Here is an 18396-nt window from a genome sequence, read left to right as displayed (position 1 = left end):
TCACTAAAGAACTCCCTTTCACTGGGAGTGATGTCGTGCGCAATCAACTCTTGAAGACGTTCTGCGCGGCCTGGCTTGGAGCGAGCCTCGCCGCTTGTGGTTCCACGCAGGAGGAGGCGGCGGAGGTGCTGCCGGCCAAGGACGTAGACATCCAGTCCGCGCTGGCCCGGCTGGATCAAGCCCGGGTGGTGGCCAACACGAACCAGGGCGTGCCCTTCTCCATCCAGGGCCGGCTCGGTCAAGCGCCGCGGCTCTCCGCCCAGGGCGCTCGCGGGGCGGAGGATGCCGTCCGTGTGGCGCTCAACACCATCGCTCCCGTGTTCCGGCTCAATGGCAATGATCTGGTGCTGCGCAAGTCCTCGGTGGATGCGCAGGGTCACCAGCACTTGCGTTTCCAGCAGACGCTCAACGGCCTGAAGGTGGTGGGCGGCGAGCTCATCCTCCACGTGGACTCGGATGGCCTCATTTATGCGGCCAACGGTTCGGCTCACGGCGGCGACACGGTCTCCGTTCAGGCGAAGCTGGCCCCCGAGACCGCGCTGAAGGAGGCCGAGGTCGGCTCGAAGTCGCTCCGCGCCTCCGCCGAGGGGGCTCCGAGCCTCGTCTACCTGCGCCCCGAGGGCAGCGACGAACTGAGGCTGGCCTGGCAGGTGAGGGTGAAGGGCGAGCGCGACGGCATGCCCGCGGATGACCTGCTCTACGTGGACGCGCAGCGCGGGGGCGTCCTGGCGCTGCACCCGCGGATCCACTCGGTGCTCAACCGCAAGGTGTACTCGGCGAACAACGGCACCAGCACTCCGGGCACGCTCAAGCGCTCCGAGGGTCAGGCGTCCGTCGGCGACGCCCACGTGGACCAGAACTACGACCAGCTGGGTGCCACCTACAATTGCTACAATGCCCTCTTCGGCCGCGACTCGTACGACAACGCGGGGGCGACGCTGATCAGCACCGTGCACTACAGCACCAACTACGTGAACGCCTACTGGGACGGCACGCAGATGGTGTACGGCGACGGCGACGGCGTGGACTCCATCGAGCTGGGCAAGGACCTGGACGTGACGGTCCACGAGCTCAGCCACGCGGTGACCAGCTCCGAGTCGGACCTCATCTACTCGGGTGAGTCTGGCGGCCTCAACGAGAGCTACTCGGACATCTTCTCCGGCGTGTGCGAGAGCTGGTCGCGCGGCTGGGCGGTGGACGCGGACATCTTCAAGATCGGCGAGGACATCTGGACGCCGGGCGAGGCGGGGGATGCGCTGCGCTACATGGATGACCCCGCCAAGGATGGCGTCTCGCTGGACTTCTATGGGGACTACGGCGGCCAGGACGTGCACTACAGCTCGGGCATCAGCAACCTGGTGTTCGCGTTGCTCTCCAAGGGCGGCGTGCACCCACGCGGCAAGACGAGCATCAACGTGACGGCGATTGGCCCGGAGAAGGCCGGCCGCATCTTCTACAAGGCCAACACGGACTTCTTCACCGCGAGCACCACCTTCGAGCAGGCCAAGGCGTACACGGTGCAGGCCGCGCAGGCGCTGGGCTACGACGCGGCGACGGTGCAGGCCGTGACGGACGCGTGGTTGGCCGTGGGTGTGCCGCCTCCGCCTCCGGTGACGTCGCCGCTGAGCAACGGCGTGCCCGTGAGCAGCCTCTCGGGCAGCTCCGGCAGCAAGAAGTACTACACGCTCGAGGTGCCGGCCGGTCAGTCCAGCATCTCGTTCAATACGAGCGGCGGCACGGGTGATGCGGACCTGTACGTGCGGGCCGGCTCGGTGCCGACCGCCAGCGCGTATGACTGCCGTCCGTACACGAGCGGCAACGCGGAGACCTGCTCCTTCACCAATCCGGCGGCGGGTACCTGGTACGTGATGATCGTCGGGTACTCCTCGTACTCGGGCTTGACGCTCACGGGGACGTATGGTGGCGGAGGCAGCACCGGCACGCCGACGACCGAGACGGCCAGCGGTTCGGTGAGCAAGAACTCGCAGAAGAACCACGGCCCGTACAGCGTGGTGGCGGGCACCCAGTTCAAGGTGGTGATGACGGGCACGAAGAACCCCGACCTGTACGTGCGGTTCGGCGCGGCGCCGACGACCACCACGTACAACTGCCGCCCGGCCTTGTCGGGGGCCTCCGAGACGTGCGACCTGACGGTGCCTGCGGGGCAGAGTTCCGCGTACATCATGGTCCGCGGCGCGGGCTCGGGCAGCGCCACCTACAACCTGACCATCAACTACACGAAGCCGTAGCTTCGACGGTCCGAAGGCGCTGAAAAGAGACGGGCGGCTCTCTCGCGAGGGCCGCCCGTTGTGCTTCAAGGGGGGGAGGCTTTCTAGGCGCTTGGCCTGGCCTCGTAGGCGCGTGTGACCCCCGCGATGTCAATCTTGCCCATCTTCAGCATGGCCTGCATGGCGCGGCTCGCGGCGTCGCGGTCGGGATCCTCCAGCATCTTGGGCAGGGCCCTCGGGACGATCTGCCAGGAGAGGCCGAAGCGATCCTTGAGCCAGCCGCACGGCCCGGGCGAACCGCCGCCTCGCGTGAGCGCCTCCCACAATCGGTCCACCTCGGCCTGGTCCTCGCAGTCGATGGAAAACGACACGGCTTCGGTGAATGGGAACTGCGGGCCTCCATTCAGGCCAATGAACGGCTGCCCAGCGAGAGTGAACTCGACCGTCAGCACGGCCCCGGCGCGTGTGCTCGGATTGTCGGCAGGCGAGCGCACCACCTTGTCGATGTGGGAATGGGGCAGCAGCGAGACGTAGAACTTCGCGGCCTCCTCGGCCTGATAATTGAACCAGAGACAGGGCGTGATCTTGGCCATGGCTTTCTCCTTCGTATCGAGCAGGGGTTCGCGCTCTCCCTCTTCATGAATGGGGCGCCAGACTTCGAATGGCATTGGGGAGCAGGCGAGGACACGCCCATCGACCCCATACTCGGCCCGAGTCAGGCCCCGGGACGCGGGGTTCCGCTACTTGCCAGCTGCCTTGCGGAGCGCCTGGAGCTGGTCCAGCGCCTTCTTCTTCTCCGGGAGCTTCACCGGGCCGAGCGCCGCCTCCAGCTTGCCCAGCTCCTCGCGCAGGTCGGTCCGTCCTTCCTGGTCGAGGTCGGAGATGCCGTCTGTTCCCAGCCCCTGCTGCAGCGCCTTCAGGGCCTCACCCGCATGAGGTCCGGCGGGGTAGCGCCGCAGGTACTCCCCCTCCATGGAGTTGGACATGGCTAGGTAGCACGGCGCGTAACCCTCGCATTCACCCGGAGGAGTAGTGGTCGCGGCTTCCCAGGCCAACGCCTCGGCCTCGGGCAGGCCGCGGTACTTCTCCTCGAGCTTCCAGAGGAATGCGCCACTCACGAACCATTCCCCCGCGGGCTCGCTGTACACCAGCGCGTCGCCCTGACGCTGCACCCACTTCTCGTAAGCCGACTTGGGCACGTTGCCTTCCGAGAGAGCGGCCAGCGTCCAGCGCATCGCGCGCCAGAGCGCGAGCTCCAGGTGGGCCGCGCTCTCCTTGGCAGGAGTCTGAGTCACGGTGGCTTTCAGGAAGTTGACCAGGTCCGCTCGATCCACGAAGGGCGTCTTCTCGTCCGCCATGCGCTGCCGGGCAATCTCCAGATAGGTCTGCACCTGCTGGTCCGGCAGGAGGGGCCAGACGAGCGAGCCGAACACCCAGCCCTCTTGTCCCTCGGGCGTGGCGACGCGGTACCAATAGTCCGCCTTGCCCCCGATCGTCTCCTGTTTCGCGGTCTGCTCGAGTACCTTCAGGACCGTGCCGATGAAGAGCTTGGTTACCTCCTTGCCGCTTGGGGCCGGGGTGGCACGCAGCCGGATGCCCGAGGCCGCGGCGATGCGTTGCTTCTCGGACTGCGCTGGAGCCTCCGCGAAGGCGGGAGCCACCTGGAGCAGCACCAGGAGCACTCCCAGTATCAGGCCGCGCGGCCCCGGGAGCAGCGCCTGGGCTAGCGAGGGGATGGAGAGAGTGGAGTGGCTCTGTTGTCGAGCCAGGATGGGCGTGAACATGGGACTCCTTGCAGTCGAGAGAGCTCCCCAGAGGAAGCACGGCATGATGGATCACCGGACCGATGCTCGCTCGGCTGAATTCGAGCTACCCTTCCGGGTCTTGGCATGGCGGAGGGGGAGCGGCATGCTGATGTTCGAGCGCGAGACGTGAGGTCAACGAGCCGAGCTGACCTGGCGTAGGCAAGCACTGGCGCGAGCAGTGGGGGGAGTCATCCATGTTGGACGTCGCGGGGTACAGGGTCCAGGGGACCATTCGGGCCTCGAGTGTGAACATGCTCTTTCGCGCCGTGCGCGAGACGGATGGGTTGCACGTCATCCTCAAGACACCCATGTCTCCCTCTCCCGGGGAGCGTGAGCACGAGCGCTATCGCCGTGAGTTCGGCATCCTCCAGCGCCTGCAGGACGTGAAAGGCGTGGCGCGGCCCTATGCCTGCGAGCGCATTCACGATCGGCCGGTGCTGTTGCTGGAGTGGGTGCCGGGCGAGGCGCTCTCCGAGCGCGTGGGCCAGCCGTGGGAGCTCTCGCGCTTCCTGCACGTGGCCCTCTCGCTGACGGCGACGCTGGCGGCGGTGCACAGCCGCAACGTGATCCACAAGGACATCAAGCCGGGCAACATCATCCTGGAGCCCTCGGGAGAGACGCGGCTGATCGACTTCGGAGCGGCGACGGTGCAGAAGGTGGAGCACCTGGACGCGGCACCGAGCAACCTGATCGAAGGCACCCTGGCCTATATGTCCCCGGAGCAGACGGGGCGGATGAACCGGGTGGTGGATTACCGCACGGACTTCTATTCGCTGGGGGTCACCTTCTATGAGTTGCTGACGGGGCAGAGGCCCTTCCAGGGCCGGGACGCGCTGGAGTGGTTCCACGCGCACATGGCCCAGCGGCCGAAGCCTCCTCACGAGGTGAATCCGGCGGTGCCCGTCGCACTCTCCGCCATCGTCATGAAGCTGTTGGCGAAGACGGCGGAGGAGCGCTACCAGAGCGCCGAGGGGCTGAAGGCCGACCTGGAGCGGTGCCAGCGCGGACTGAGCGCGGGAGGACTGGAGGGGTTTTCGCCCGGAGCGGAGGACATCCCGAGCCGGTTCCAGTTGCCGCAGCGGCTGTATGGCCGAGAGGCGCAGGTGTCCGCGCTGCTGCTGGGCTTCGAGCGCGTGGCGCGGACGGCCCGTCCCGAGCTGTTCCTGATCAGCGGGTACTCGGGCATCGGCAAGTCGTCGGTGGTGCACGAGCTCCACAAGCCGGTGGTGCGGCGCCGGGGCTTCTTCCTCCACGGCAAGTTCGATCAGTTCCAGCGGGACATTCCCTACGCGACGGTGGCGCAGGCCATCCGCGGCCTGGTGCAGCAACTGCTGGCGGAGCCGGATGAGGAGCTGGCGCAGTGGCGCCATTGGGTGAACGAGGCGTGGGAGGGGCAGGGGCAGGCGCTCGTGGAGCTGGTGCCCCAGCTGGAAGCAGTGGTGGGCCAGCAGCCGCCGCTCCAAGAGCTCTCCGCCAGCGAAGCCCAGCACCGCTTCCACCGAGCCGTCTTCCGGTTCCTCCGGGTGTTCGCCACCCCTGAACATCCCCTGGTGGTGTTCCTGGATGATTTGCAGTGGGCGGACCTGGCCAGCCTGCAGCTCCTCCAACAGCTCGTGTCCCAGCCGGAGACGCCGCCGGTGCTGTGGATCGGCGCGTACCGGGACAACGAGGTGAGCTCCACTCATCCGCTCTCCTCCGTGCTGGAAGAAGTGCGCAAGGCAGGAGCTCGCGTCACCGACATCCGCCTGGCGCCCCTGAACCTGGAGCAGATCTCCGAGATGCTGGCGGAGGCGCTGCCGGGAACGCAGCTGGAGCAGGTGGTCTCCTTCGCGGCGCTGCTGCACGAGAAGACGGGCGGCAACCCCTTCTTCCTCTTGCAGCTGCTGGTGACGCTGAACCAGGACGGGTTGCTGGTGCGCGAACCCGGAGCGGGGTGGCGGTGGGACGCGCAAGGGGTGCGCGCCCGAGGCTACTCGGACAACGTCGTCGACTTCATGGTGGGCAAGCTGCGCAACCTGCCTCCGTCCACGCAGCACCTGCTGCGGCTGGCGGCCTGCGTGGGCAGCTCCTTCACGCTTCAGTTGCTGGGCACCCTCGCGGAGCTCTCGGGTGTGGATCAGGTCGAACAGGGGCTCGAGCCCGCGCTCCAGGAAGGCATGCTGGCGCGCCTGGGGCCAGAGGAGTACCGCTTCTTCCACGATCGGTTCCAGCAGGCCGCCCATGCCCTGCTCTCCGAGCCGGAGCGCAAGGCCGTGCACCTGCGCATTGGCCGGTTGATGCTCGATCGACTGTCTCCCGAGGAGCTGCGCGAGTCGCTCTTCGAAGTGGTGAGCCAGTTCAACGCGGGAGTGGCACTGATCGGCAGCCCCGAGGAGCGCCACCGCGTCGCCCGGCTGAACGCCGATGCGGGGTGGCGGGCCGAGTCCGCGGTCGCGCTGGGCACCGCCATCAGCTACTTCACGACGGCGCTGTCGCTCATCCCTGGAGACCCCTGGGAGACCGATTACGAGCTGGCCTTCCGGGTGTCACTCTCGCGGGCGCGGTGCGAGCTCGGGAATGGCAATACCTCCGTGGTGCGCCAGTGCGCGGAGGAGCTCTTCCCTCACGCGCGCAGCCGGGCGGATACCACGGCCGTCTACTGCTTGAAGAGTGACCTGGGCCTCGTCACGGGAGATATCGAAGGGGCGGTGGCCTGCACGCGCGAGTGTCTCGCCTCGTTGGGCATGCCCATCTCCCGGCACCCCACCTGGGAAGAGGCGATGGCCGCCCATGAGGAGGTGTGGAGGCTGATGGGGGAGCGCTCCGTCGAGAGCCTCCTCGAGCTGCCGCTCATGACGGACGCCGAGATGAAGATGGTGATGAGCGTGCTCGCCACGCTCTTCGGGCCCGCCTACTTCAGCGACAAACACCTGCTCATCATCGACGTGAGCCTCATGGTCTCGATCACCCTTCGCCATGGCTTCGCGGAGCCCTCGGCGCTGGGGCTCGCCTGGCTCGGTGTGCTGACCGGCTCCTACTTCAAGCGCTACCGGGAAGGCGAGGCCCTGGGCATCGTGGCCTGCAAGCTCCTCGAGCGGCACAACATGCCCGCCCGTCTCTCACGGGTGACGTTCGGTCTGGGCTATGCCAGCTCCTGGGTCCGCCCGCTCTCCGCCGTGCAGCGGGAGATCTGTCTGCCCGGCTTGCAGCAGTCCCTCCAGTTCGGCGATTTCCTGAACGCCGCTTTCTTCTGCACCGCGATCATCCAGAACCGCGTGTGCATGGGACACCCCCTCGATGACGTGTTCCAGGAGTGCGTCACGCGCATCGACTTCGTGCGAAAGGCCGGGGTGGCGGATGCCCTGGAGATCCTGTCCATCTTCCAGGCCTACGCGCAGCAATTGCGTGGGCGCACGCGCTCCTTCGGGACGATGAGCTGGAACGGCTTCGACTCGGAGGCCGCCGCGGCCGGGATGACACCCGAGCGCATGGGCACCATCCGGGGGCTCTACTGGATGACCCGGATCCAGTCGCACTTCATGTGCGGAGCCTACGCGGAGGCCCGAGCCGCCGCCGACAAGGCGACCGAGCTGCTCTGGACCGTGCAGGGCATGTTCTACCTCCGGGAGTACCATCTTTATCGCGCGCTGACGTTGGCGGCCCTCTTCTTCGAGGACTCCCCCGAGGAGAGGCAGCGGTCGCTGGAGTTCATCCGGGAGCACCAGCGGCAGTTGGCGGAGTGGGCGGAGTGCTGCGCCGAGAACTTCCTCGCCGCCGAGCGGATGGTGTCGGCGGAGCTCGCGCGGCTGACAGGGCAAGAGGATGTGGCGGCGGACCTGTACGAGGAGGCCCTTCGCGCGGCCCGGGAGAGCGGGGCCACCCACCACGTGGCCTTGGCGAACGAGCTGGCGGCGGACTTCTGGCGCACTCGCCATGCGCACATCGTGGCCGAGGCGTTCGCCCGGGAGGCACGGGCGGCCTATCTGCAATGGGGGGCCATGGGCAAGGTCCAGAACCTGGAAGCCCAGTGGCCTCGCATCGTGCCCGTTGAGGTCGTCGCGGACGGGGACTCCACCAGCACGACGCAGTCGACGCAGATCGACGCACTGACGGTGGTGAAGACTCAGCAGGCCATCTCGGGAGAGATGGTCCTGGAAAAGCTGGTCACGACTCTGATGGGGGCGGCCCTGGAGAACGCGGGTGCGCGCCGCGGAGCACTGTTGCTGGCGAGCGGTGACACGCTCTCGGTGGCTGCCTCTTCACTCGTGTCCGCGGACGGCGTCGCTGTCTCGGTGGGGAAGGGCGCGGAGCTGGAACTGCCGTGGACGGTGCTGGCGTACGTGCGGCGCGCTCGCATGCCGGTGGTGATAGGCGATGCCCTGGCTCCGCATCCCTATTCTTCGGATCCGTACTGGGCGCGGCGTGGGGTGCGCTCGGTGTTGTGTCTGCCGTTGCTGCGCCAGGATCATCTCATCGGTGCTCTGTACCTGGAGAATGATCTGGCCACCAACACCTTCAGTCCGGCTCGCCTGGCGGTACTGGATCACATTGCCTCGCAGGCGGCCATCTCCATCGAGAATGCACGGCTGTACGCGGAGGTGCAGCGCGCCAGGGCGGAGCTGAGGCGCGCCAACGAGGAGCTCGAGCAGCGGGTGGAGGAGCGCACGCGAGAGCTGAGGCAGGCTCAGGGCAAGCTGGTGGATACGGCGCGGGCGGTGGGCATGGCGGAGGTGGCCTCGAATGTGTTGCACAACGTGGGCAATGTGCTGACGAGCGCGGTCATCAACCTGGAGGTCATGCACCAGGCGCTGGACTCCTCGAAAGTGGCAAGGCTGAAGCAGACCACGGACCTGTTGCGCGAGCACCGCGCCGAACTCGCCTCCTTCCTGGCTCCGGGATCGCGGGGCGATCACCTCCCGGAGTACCTGGTGGCTTTGTCGGAAGGGCTGATGCAAGAGCAGCAGCGCTTGTTGGAGGACATGGAGACGATGGGGCGGCACATCGAACACATCCGTGCCATCGTTCAGGTACAGCAGATGTACGCGCGCACGCCGCTGATGGAGGAGGAGTGTGATCTGGCGCAGCTGGTGGACGATGCGCTGCGCATCCAGACAGCAGCCCTGAAGCGGCACGGGGTGGACATCCAGGTCCAGCTCTCACCCGTGCCGAAGCTGATGGTGGACAAGCACAAGGTGCTGCAGATCCTCATCAACCTGATCACCAACGCCAAGCAGGCGCTGGACATGGTGCCGGAGGGCTCGCGCCACCTGCGTGTGAGGATGGCGGCGGAGGGCGAGAAGGTGATCATCCAGGTGGCGGATGATGGAGTGGGCATCACTCCCGAGGTGAAGGGCAAGCTATTCGAGCATGGCTTTACCACGCGCAAGGATGGGCACGGGTTCGGGCTGCACTCGAGCGCACTGGCGGCGCAAATCCTGGGCGGCCGGCTCCTGCTGGAGAGCGAGGGCACCGGCAAGGGAGCCGTGGCCACCCTGGAGCTGCCGATCTGACGCGCCTGGACGGAGGTGATCACCGCCAAACCTGCAACGATGGATTGCAGGATCTTCTGTTTCGAGAAGATGGGCGTGACGGTACCTCCTTCTCATCACTCAATGAGGAGGAGTCTCATGGCTACGAACGAGCAGGTGATCCGCGCGCTCTATGAGGCCGCGGAGGTCCAGGACGTCCAGAAGTTCGTGTCTCTGTTTGCGGACAGCGGCTACGTCTATGATGTGTCAGCGGGCCGTAAATATTACGGCAACGAGATTGGCCGCGTGGTCGACATCTTCGCCACGGCATTCCCTGATATGCATCGGGAGCTCACCGACTTCTACGTGAGCGGTGATGTCGTGATCGTGGAGTTGTCATTGAACGGCACGCATCGGGGGCCACTAGAGCTGCCTGCTGGAACCATCCCCGCCACGGGCAAGGAGATACACACGCCTTGCTGTGACGTGTTCCACTTGAAGGACGGCAAGGTTCAGTCCTTCCACTGCTACACGGCCGCGACCATCTTGCTGGGACAGCTTGGGGTTCTCCCCAATCTCGCAGCTGCCTTCAAGAAGCCCTGACACGCTACATCCCACCCCATTGGTCGTTCCCGCATTAAAGACACGCCCCATTGCTCGAATGCCTGTCTTCGAGCATCCATTGGCGTGAAACCCAACCCACCATGGAGGGGCGTCCCCATGGACATCCCGAGTAGGAGGGGCCTGTCCATTCTTCAGGCACTGTCAGGTGCTCACAATCTTCAAACTGTTGCCCTATGGTCGCTGCGCTCTCGAGCAACGGGAGCAGTCAGCGTTAACCAACATAGGAGACAACAGCCTTGATGTATCAACAACGGGATCATGCAACGGCAACAAGGTTGAAGTGGAGTGTGGCGCTGCTGGTCATGGCCATGGGCTGCGCCAGCGAGAAGGAAGCTCCGTCCCAGGAGCAAGACAGTATGCGTGCGCTCGAGGAATCTTCGTCTCAGCTGTCCGCGCCTCCCGGGTGTACCGAGATCACCCTGGGCGAGCTTCGCAATGGCGTGCAGTTGGCGCCCGTGATGTACGGGGCGCAGCCGACGTATCGCGGAGAGTTCTCGAACCAGGGAGACCCCGCGACCACGGACACCGCGCTCATCCGGCTGGACTTGAACACGGCTCCGGGGCTCTATGATCTGGCCAATGGTGGCACCAACCTCTTCACGTGCGAGCAGTGCGTGTGGGGCGTGCAGGACGCCGGTTCATCGGCGGAGAAGCTTTTCGTCGCCGAGTCCGGGAAGCTCCTGCTGGCGCACAAGGTGTCTCCGCAGCAGACGGTGGGAGCTCTCTCCAACGTGGTGCTGCGCCAGTCGGTGAAGGCCGCGCCGCTCAGCGCGCCCTACACCGGCAGCGCACCGGTGGCAGGGGGCGAGTGCCGGTGGATCCGGTTTGCCACCTGGAGCACCGTTCGCACTGGTGGGTGCGATCCCCGCGAGGGTTCGTGGCGGCCACCCCTCTCGAACTTCACCTGCGTCGCGGACAATGCCGCGGCGGATGACGGAACGTTCGAGAAGTCCCTGGGCACCAAGACGCAAGGGCAGGAGTGCACCTACACCCCGCCGGCGAACGACGGCGAGCTGGCCTCGACGGACTGCGCTCCGAGTTACGCGTGCAGCCCCGAGTTCACCGATTCCCGGCAGTGCCTGAAGACGTGCGACTTCATGGCGGCGGATCCCGGTTGCCCCACTGGCACCGTGTGCGGAGTCTATGGCTTGTGCATCGAGCAGTCCGTGCTCGAGCCCATCGGCTACCTCTTCGATCCGGCGCTCGTCGGTGAGACGTGCAGCGTGAACTACGCCGAGTTCTGCGGCGTGGAGGGCGCGCGAGGAGTCTGCGTCGACCTGCAGCGGACGGGCTTCGGCACCTGCTTCAAGTACGAGCGCGCTCGCTCGGACTGCGGATCGGGTGAAGAGCTGGGCTTCGTCGGATACCCGCTGTCCGGCGGCGGCTACGATCGCACCTACGGGTGGTGCTATCCCGACGGGCTGTAATCCGGCCCGCCCCTGAAGGCGGCGGCTTCGCGTGCGCGCGGGCCGCCGTCTTCTTCATACGGCCGCGAAGCTACCTGGGACGCGCTCCCTTCGCGGCGAACTCCTGGACGAGCCCTTCGTAGGCGGACATCTCCGGGAACTTCGGGAACGAGTGCACCGCGGACGTCGTGGCCCAGGGCAGCTTCTCGTCCGTGAACGTCTCGATGAAGGGCACGAACCAGCTCCGGTCGTCGAGCATGGTCGGCCGCAGGTTCACGAAGAAGTCCATGCCCTCGGGCCGCGTGAACATCCACGTCATGCAGTAGCCGCAGAACATGTGCTTCGACGGCCCGTGCAGGCCGCCCACCACCGGCTCTCCAGAGAGGACGTGAAAGCCGGGCGTCGGCACCGCCAGCGACAGGCTGAAGGCGCTGGAGCTCATGCGCTGACAGCCGGTGCAGTGACACGCCATGGCGAGCAGGGGAGGCAGGGTGACGCGCAGGCGGATCTTTCCGCAGCGGCACCCACCATCCCAAGGCAACTTCCATTCGGACGCAGGATTTTCCATCCCACGAGAGTGGGGCGCGGGCTGGCTACACGCAAGGAGAGATCCTCCGTGGGCCATACATCCAGAAAAAGAGGGAAATCCTGGTTATCCCCAATGGCGCATCCCCATGGGTGGACGCAAGCTCCCGCCGCTTCTCAATGGCAGACGCTTGCTCAACGAATGGTCACAAGGCCACGACAATGAAACGACACCTGCTGCTGTCCAGTCTCGCGGTATTGGCGATGAGTGCTTGCGGTCAAGGCACCGGGGCGGAGGACCTCGGCGCGCTGAGCGCATCGCTCGATACACCGACGAACGTCGCGCTGAACAAACCCGCGACTTCCTATTCGCAGTCGGATGCTTCGCATCCCGCGTCACGTGCGGTGGATGGTTCGACTTCCACCGGCTGGGCCAGCGCGTATGCCTTCCAAGCGGGCCAGTCCGTGACGGTGGACCTCCAGGGTGCGTATGATGTGAGCCGCGTTGAGCTGGCTTTGAGCTGGGGAGACTCTTCGACGCCCGCTTCGGCGTTCGAGGTCCAGGCGTGGAATGGCGGCTGCTGGCAGACCATTCCCGGCACTGCTGTCTCGGGTAACACCACCGTCAACGTGGGCATCACGCTGGCGCAGACAGTGCGGGCGGAGAAGGTTCGCTTCGTCTGCCTGGACCGGTCCACTACGTGCTGGCTGCGAGAACTGCGAGTGTTGGCGGTGCCTTCGACGGCGCCGACGCCGGCCCTGAGCTGCCCCGCCGGGCAGCAGGTCGCGGTGCGTCACCCTGCCTATGCTTATGCGCAGTTCCTGCCCAAGGACTACAACCTCGACCGGAACGCGCGCTGGCCGCTCATCGTCGCGCTGCACGGCATTGGTGGCTACACCCTCAACCAGAATGATCACACCCAGGTGGCAGCCTCGCCGGAAGGCCTGGCGAAGCAGTTCCTCAGCGCCTCGTTCCGGGACTCGTTCCAGGGCATCGTCGTGTCGCCGAACTACCACGTCCCCGGAGGCAGCGGGAATGCCTGGTTCCAGGACGGCGCCATCACCCAGCTCATCGAGGCCGTGAAGGGCGACTACCTGGTGGACACCGATCGCATCTACCTGACGGGCTTGAGCGGCGGCGGCAACTTCACCTGGGAATTCAGCGTGGCCCACACCCCGAACATCGCCGCCTTGGTACCCATCGCGGCGACCAACACTCCATCGAACCTGACGAACCTCTGCAACCTGGCGAACGTGCCCATCTGGGCGTTCAACGGTGCGCTCGATTCTTCCGCGCCGCCGTCGAGCGCTACGGCCGCGAAGACCCGGCTCGATACCCAATGCGGTGTGTCCGCGAGCCAGATGCAGACGACGGCCATTGCCAACGCAGGCCACAGCGGTGCCACGTGGGATACCGCCTACGCCACGCAGTCGCTGTACACGTGGCTGTTCTCCAAGCGCATCAGCGACCGCTGAGATTCCAATCGCAGGCCCTCGGGCGGGCGCGGTGGAACGGGCATGAACACCGCCCGCCACCGTGCCTCGCCTCGCGGAGGCCAGCAGGTCAATCAATCGAGGGTGCAGTACCAGTTCAACGAGGGTGGGCCTGCGTCGCGCGTCCGAAGGCCCGGTGGAGAGCAGTGCTCAGGGTGCTCCTCGTGTCCTGCTCACCCGGATTCCCCGAAGGTGTACCACTCGGCGTGCCGGTGAGTTTGAAGAGGAAGGAGATCTGCCCGGACGAGCCATCGGAGCAGAGGCCCTTGATGGTTCCTCCTGGATTCAGTGTGAGTTCAGTCCCTTCTTCTTCCTTACTGCCCCCTCCAGTGCTGTAGGTCCAGGCGTAGGTGCATTCTTCGACTTCATAGGAATCGCAGGCCTTCCGGGTGAACACGAAGCCCGAATCACTCATCGTCGCAGGCAGGCCACAATCAAAGTCCAGGTAGATTTTCTCGGAATCGAATGCATCGGCGATGATCGTAAGCGGTGAATCCACCGTTTGTGTGTCTTTTTGACCGTCTCCGTAGGTGACGGTGAAGGAACCCGTGACGTCATAGTTGCCGACGAGATCGCGACGCGAATCTCCTCCGCAGGCACACAGGGCAAGGCACGTCAGCGTGGCCCACATGACAGGGGTGCGGCTCTTCACGAAGTGTCTCCTTGGGTGAGGATGCGGTCCAGGAGCATAGGCCAGATGGGAGCCCGGATGAGGCTGGGGGAGCTACCACTTAAGGGTGAGTTCCCCCGGGTCAAGGCCTACAGAGAGGAACCCTCGCTCTTCCAGGTGCCCTCCTGCGCACGATCCGTGAAGTTCAACCAGACCTCCTCGCCGCCCGTGCGCTCCCGCAGCTTCTTGTTCTCGAAGCCATTTCGGGGGACTCCGAACTCATACCCAGCCGGGCAGGATGTGAGGCCATTGGGCCAGGCTCCCGAGGCAGATGACAGCGTCCAGAAGTCCGAGGGACAGGAGGCCGGCTCACACAGCGCGTCCTTCTTCTTGCAGGCGAAGCGGCGAGAGGCTTCGCACGGCAGATCATTCCAGCGGCCATCGCCCGCCATGTGCGCGCAGTCCTCCTCGCCGACGTTATTGGGCTCTCCCTCCGCGAAGCTCCAGATGGCCTGCTTCAGGGTGCGGGAGTAGTAGTCATATCCCTGCCCCGTGTATCCAGGATCTGCCTCGGCCTGATCCAGGGCCACGCTGAAGCCGCAGTCCACGACCGCTTTCACGTCGATGCGCTTGCTGAACAGGCTCGTGTCATACAGACCGCCGCAGAGTTCGAAGTGATCGCAGATCTTCATCTCCTCGAACTGGGTGAACTGAAAGGGGAGGGGAGCCGCATTGCCCGAGCCGTCCTTGATCTCCGTCGAGCCACAGCGCGAGCCATCGAAGGACGGCGCGAAGTTGGCGCTATACCAGGGGTACTGGATGGACGGGTAGCCCACGGAGTTGACCGAGAAGAGCCAGTCCTTCATGGGACCGGCGTAGCCTTCCGCGGAAACCGACAGCTCGTACTTCGAACGATCCTTGACGGCGATGAGGACACGCTTGCCCTGCTGAAGGAGCTCGTCCTGCGTGGGCCACCGCCCTGGGAAGAGGCGCTCCTTGTCGACCGGACGGAAGATCAGATCTCCGTCCGTCACTCCGGTGGGCGTGCCCGCGCCGGGCCAGTAGTCCTTGTCGAAGCGGTACCGCAGCTCGCTGAAGAACCGGCGCTTGTTGGCGTCATCGTCGAAGTAGTCCTCCAGCAGGAGGATCAGCACTTCGCCCTGGTTCTCGGGCGAGTTGAGCCAGCGGGCGATCTCGTCCTCGAGCGCCACGCTCCACTGGCCGAACTGCTCGCCATCATGGCTGAAGCAGACGCTCCAGCCCCACTGGCAGTTGCCACCGTCGTAGACGTCCAACATGAGGGTCCGGATCCCCATGTCCAACTGGGCCGGAAGGCTCCGGTGCTGATTGGAGCGGGCGTAGTAGCAGGAGCCGTCGCCGCACTTCGTATAGGTCGTGGCGACGTGGGAGTTGTGTGTCCCCAACCGCTGCCACCGGTTGAGCGGGACGCTCCGCTGGAGATCTCGCTGCTGGATGCGAGCCGCCTTCGCGGCCCAGGTGTCGCGCAGCACGAGCCCCTGCTCCTGACTGTCGAGGGACTCGGCATCAGGCTCGATGGCCTCGCCACACGCAGAGAGCAACAGGGCGGCAGCGAAGCCCAGGACGCCCATGAGCTTGGAACACTTCGGTCGTGAAGCCATACATTCTCCTGTGAAAGAGCCGATACTTCTGGCCAATCCGGCTTATCACGGATTCCTGGATGACGGAGGAAGAGGCACCAGCGTCGCGGAGAGTGCCCACTGGTATAGTGGGGGCGCATGATCCGCCAGACACACTCCACGCTCCCGATCCTCTGGGCCTTCATGCTCGTCGTAGGGGTTGCGGGAACCTCGGAGGCAGGCTCCTCGTACTATCCACGCTGCGCCACCGTTCTTCCGCAGCAACTCCAGGCCCGTTTCTTCAAGGGCTGGGAGTTCGAGGAGACCGCCAACTGCGAGACCTGTTCCACCATTTGCGCTTTCAAGAACAAGAAGCAGCGCAGCACGGCCTCGATTGTCTACACCTGCAGCGAGGACGGCTCGAAGGAGCCTCCCGACAAGCTCCCCGCAGGAGCGTCGCTCGTCAGCGGACTCGGGCGTCAGGCACTGCGGAAGCTCGAGGACAAGACCACCCAGCTCGTCGAGGTATGGGACGACGACTCGCCCTGCGATCTTGTCTTCCGGTGGAAGGGGACCGATGCCAGGAAGAAGGTCTTGGACCTCGCCCGGGCCGCCACCCAGGCGACGACCCGAGAGATCATCACCCGGCCGGTGTTCGACGCCATCATCTGGAACGAGACCGATTCTCCCAGCGTGGCGAAGAAGTGGGTGGATACCTGGGCCTCGGAGGCGGCGCTCCTGGGCAGGTTGGTGCGTCTGGCTCCAGGTTATCCCCAGGTGGTCGAGGGAAAGGCAGTCCCCGGGCTCGAAGAGGGACAAACCCTGGTTCTCGGCTACTGCCCGGCTCCGAAGGGAGCGGAGCTCGTCACCCTCCTGGAGGCCACCAACAAAGAGGTCTATTCACTTCGGGTCGAACTGCCCGCCGAGGCGGCCTCCTGCCCTCAGGTACTGAATCAGGCCAATTTGGAGGAGGAGCGGATACTCAAGAAAAGCGGCCGCGAGCTGGCGGTGGGGCTCTACAGCTTCGTCCCCGATGGGGGCACACCCTCCAGGCCGGTGACCCAGCTCATCGCGTCCCTGCGCGATGCATCCGGCAACCTGCTCGACTCCCGGCTGCTCTCCGCTTTCACCCCGGAGGAGCCCATGGATCCACCGTGTGAGACGAAGCTCGAGCAGCTCGAGCGTGGCTGGCGGGCACGCACACGTTGTCCCGTGGGGACCGTTTGCGAGCACCCAGGCGAGACGCTCCACACCCACACCTTCCTCCTCTCAGCGGATGGGGGGCTGCAGATCGACGCGGGAGTGCAGCAGGGACGCGCAGACTGCAGCCCCGGGGATTGACCGCCCCTGGCTTGTCCTGGGGCGCCCGCCTGGACTAGGACTCTCCCATGCCTCGCAAGCACATCGTGAGGCCGGGCGAGTGTCTGACGAAGATCGCCTGGCAGTATGGCTTCGCTGACTACAAGACGGTCTACGAGCACGCCAGCAACGCGGAGCTTCGCAAGAAGCGGCCCAACCCGAACATCCTTCATCCCGGGGACGAGGTGTCCATTCCGGACCCCACGCCGAAGAAGGCATCGGTTTCCACCGGAAAGATGCACCGTTTCCAGGTTCGCCGGCCGAAGAAGATGCTCTCCCTGAAGCTTCGGGATCATGAAGGCCAGCCCCTGGCGAACGAGCCCTATGTGCTGGAGCTGGACGGCGAGCCGGAGCTCATCGTGGCCCAGACCGACGGTGAAGGAGGGCTGCAGCACTTCGTGCCCCTGAGCTGTACCCAGGCGGTGCTGACACTGCGCGATCGCACGCTGCGCCTGCGCCTGGGCTACCTCAACCCGGCCCGGGATGCTCCCCAGGACGATGTCTCCGGTGTCCAGGCCCGGCTGCGGAATCTGGGTTACCACATCCCCCGGCAGGACGGCCTGCTGGACCCAGCCACACGTGCAGCGCTCGCCGTGTTCCAGGCCGACGAGGGACTGGACTTCACGGGCGAGCCGGATGCCACCACTCTGAACAAGCTCGAAGAGCGCCACGGCTGCTGAGCCTCTGCGGCCGGGGGGAATCCATGGACGACATCTACGACGTCATGCTGGGTGAGCCCGGCCAGCAGGCACACAACATCCTGGTCCTGGGAGGCATGGACATCGTCATCCCCCTTGAGAGGGATCTGGATGGGGATCCGATGCAGGACGACACGATCCGCTTGGCCAGCCTGGATGGGTCCTACGCTCTCGTCCTGAAGGCCAGTGATCTGGACGTCGAGCCGGATCCCGACAATCGCCTCTTGCACTACCGGTTCCGGGGAGTTCCTCCGGGCGTCTACTCGGTGGCCGTCAACATCGCGGGTGAGTGGAGCGTGGTCATTCCGGATCTGATCGTTCGCCGAAGCGGCGCGTTTCTGGGGGAGCGGAAGCTGCCCTCACAGTTCGAGGGCGGTCCCATGAGTGCTCCGGCCTCCGCCGACGAGGGCTCTCCCCCTGCGGATAAGGAGCTGTTCGGCGTGCCTGAGGACGAGAGTCCTTATATTGATCAGGAGCAGGACTAGCACCAAACGCGTAAGCGGCTCGAAACGGGTGACTTGCAGAGTTCCGCCGGTGGTGGGTAGGGGGAGCTGACGCCAGCGCCCGGGAGTTCGCCTGTGGAGCCCTGAGCCGAGCGCCCG

At 65.5% G+C, this 18396-nt stretch carries 13 protein-coding genes; 8 read left to right on the top strand and 5 right to left on the bottom strand.

The genetic code is table 11. From position 1 onward, the window contains the following. Positions 1-35 precede the first annotated feature (35 nt). On the top strand, positions 36-2249 hold the full coding sequence (locus KY501_RS27530; protein ID WP_309242999.1) for a M4 family metallopeptidase: 2214 nt from the start codon (positions 36-38) through the stop codon (positions 2247-2249). An 83-nt stretch (positions 2250-2332) separates the two neighbouring features. Here KY501_RS27530 and KY501_RS27525 read toward each other — a convergent pair whose 3' ends face one another. Together KY501_RS27525 and KY501_RS27520 are read right to left on the bottom strand one after the other, a co-directional pair. Continuing rightward, positions 2333-2821: a VOC family protein gene (locus KY501_RS27525; RefSeq protein ID WP_224366438.1), complete on the bottom strand. Its 489-nt coding sequence runs from the start codon at positions 2819-2821 to the stop codon at positions 2333-2335. Positions 2822-2968: 147 nt separating this feature from the next. Beyond that, positions 2969-4012 (bottom strand): SH3 domain-containing protein, encoded by a 1044-nt coding sequence (locus KY501_RS27520; protein ID WP_224366437.1) that lies wholly within the window; start codon positions 4010-4012, stop codon positions 2969-2971. 215 nt (positions 4013-4227) lie between these two features. Here KY501_RS27520 and KY501_RS27515 point away from each other — a divergent pair, with 215 nt between their 5' ends. The 3 genes from KY501_RS27515 to KY501_RS27505 all read left to right on the top strand — a co-directional run bounded on the left by KY501_RS27515 (position 4228) and on the right by KY501_RS27505 (position 11531). Continuing rightward, on the top strand, positions 4228-9522 hold the full coding sequence (locus tag KY501_RS27515) for a trifunctional serine/threonine-protein kinase/ATP-binding protein/sensor histidine kinase (protein WP_224366436.1): 5295 nt from the start codon (positions 4228-4230) through the stop codon (positions 9520-9522). 117 nt (positions 9523-9639) lie between these two features. Then, entirely contained in the window at positions 9640-10083 is a 444-nt protein-coding gene (locus KY501_RS27510) for a nuclear transport factor 2 family protein (RefSeq protein ID WP_224366435.1), read from the top strand. Between the two features lie 377 nt (positions 10084-10460). Next, on the top strand, positions 10461-11531 hold the full coding sequence (locus KY501_RS27505; RefSeq protein ID WP_224366434.1) for a hypothetical protein: 1071 nt from the start codon (positions 10461-10463) through the stop codon (positions 11529-11531). 70 nt (positions 11532-11601) lie between these two features. On the opposite strand, the gene KY501_RS27500 is transcribed toward KY501_RS27505, so the two are convergent. After that, complete coding sequence (locus KY501_RS27500; protein WP_444881610.1) at positions 11602-12078, bottom strand: GFA family protein; 477 nt, start codon at positions 12076-12078, stop codon at positions 11602-11604. Between the two features lie 179 nt (positions 12079-12257). Here KY501_RS27500 and KY501_RS27495 point away from each other — a divergent pair, with 179 nt between their 5' ends. Further along, positions 12258-13511 carry a discoidin domain-containing protein gene (locus KY501_RS27495; protein ID WP_224366433.1) on the top strand — a complete coding sequence of 418 codons (1254 nt, stop codon included), beginning with the start codon at positions 12258-12260 and terminating at the stop codon, positions 13509-13511. A gap of 115 nt (positions 13512-13626) precedes the next feature. Here the strand turns inward: KY501_RS27495 and KY501_RS27490 are convergent, their stop codons facing one another. Next, entirely contained in the window at positions 13627-14160 is a 534-nt protein-coding gene (locus KY501_RS27490) for a hypothetical protein (RefSeq protein ID WP_224366432.1), read from the bottom strand. Positions 14161-14288: 128 nt separating this feature from the next. Next, a complete protein-coding gene (locus KY501_RS27485; protein ID WP_224366431.1) occupies positions 14289-15779 on the bottom strand; it encodes a phosphoinositide-specific phospholipase C-related protein in 1491 nt (496 codons plus the stop codon). 117 nt (positions 15780-15896) lie between these two features. On the opposite strand from KY501_RS27485, the gene KY501_RS27480 reads away from it, so the two are divergent. The 3 genes from KY501_RS27480 to KY501_RS27470 are packed head-to-tail and all read left to right on the top strand — an operon-like array spanning position 15897 to position 18279. Beyond that, complete coding sequence (locus KY501_RS27480) at positions 15897-17078, top strand: hypothetical protein (protein WP_224366430.1); 1182 nt, start codon at positions 15897-15899, stop codon at positions 17076-17078. 47 nt (positions 17079-17125) lie between these two features. Further along, positions 17126-17776, top strand: a complete 651-nt coding sequence (locus KY501_RS27475) for a peptidoglycan-binding domain-containing protein (RefSeq protein WP_224366429.1) — start codon at positions 17126-17128, stop codon at positions 17774-17776. A 23-nt stretch (positions 17777-17799) separates the two neighbouring features. Further along, positions 17800-18279, top strand: coding sequence for a peptidase associated/transthyretin-like domain-containing protein (locus KY501_RS27470; protein ID WP_224366428.1), 480 nt, complete (start codon positions 17800-17802; stop codon positions 18277-18279). Positions 18280-18396: the final 117 nt, after the last annotated feature.

It is taken from the genome of Hyalangium versicolor, assembly GCF_020103695.1.
GTDB classification, from domain to species: Bacteria; Myxococcota; Myxococcia; order Myxococcales; family Myxococcaceae; genus Hyalangium; species Hyalangium versicolor.
Note: the sequence above shows the minus strand (reverse complement) of the source record. Positions and strands in the feature narration are given on the sequence as shown.

What these genes read in the sequence shown, in the direction of transcription:
- KY501_RS27500 (WP_444881610.1), bottom strand. Translation starts at nt 12,078, where the DNA reads ATGGAAAATCCTGCGTCCGAATGGAAGTTGCCTTGGGATGGTGGGTGC.
- KY501_RS27490 (WP_224366432.1), bottom strand. Translation starts at nt 14,160, where the DNA reads ATGTGGGCCACGCTGACGTGCCTTGCCCTGTGTGCCTGCGGAGGAGAT.
- KY501_RS27475 (WP_224366429.1), top strand. Translation starts at nt 17,126, where the DNA reads ATGCCTCGCAAGCACATCGTGAGGCCGGGCGAGTGTCTGACGAAGATC.
- KY501_RS27495 (WP_224366433.1), top strand. Translation starts at nt 12,258, where the DNA reads ATGAAACGACACCTGCTGCTGTCCAGTCTCGCGGTATTGGCGATGAGT.
- KY501_RS27510 (WP_224366435.1), top strand. Translation starts at nt 9,640, where the DNA reads ATGGCTACGAACGAGCAGGTGATCCGCGCGCTCTATGAGGCCGCGGAG.
- KY501_RS27480 (WP_224366430.1), top strand. Translation starts at nt 15,897, where the DNA reads ATGATCCGCCAGACACACTCCACGCTCCCGATCCTCTGGGCCTTCATG.
- KY501_RS27515 (WP_224366436.1), top strand. Translation starts at nt 4,228, where the DNA reads ATGTTGGACGTCGCGGGGTACAGGGTCCAGGGGACCATTCGGGCCTCG.
- KY501_RS27505 (WP_224366434.1), top strand. Translation starts at nt 10,461, where the DNA reads ATGCGTGCGCTCGAGGAATCTTCGTCTCAGCTGTCCGCGCCTCCCGGG.
- KY501_RS27520 (WP_224366437.1), bottom strand. Translation starts at nt 4,012, where the DNA reads ATGTTCACGCCCATCCTGGCTCGACAACAGAGCCACTCCACTCTCTCC.
- KY501_RS27485 (WP_224366431.1), bottom strand. Translation starts at nt 15,779, where the DNA reads ATGGCTTCACGACCGAAGTGTTCCAAGCTCATGGGCGTCCTGGGCTTC.
- KY501_RS27470 (WP_224366428.1), top strand. Translation starts at nt 17,800, where the DNA reads ATGGACGACATCTACGACGTCATGCTGGGTGAGCCCGGCCAGCAGGCA.
- KY501_RS27525 (WP_224366438.1), bottom strand. Translation starts at nt 2,821, where the DNA reads ATGGCCAAGATCACGCCCTGTCTCTGGTTCAATTATCAGGCCGAGGAG.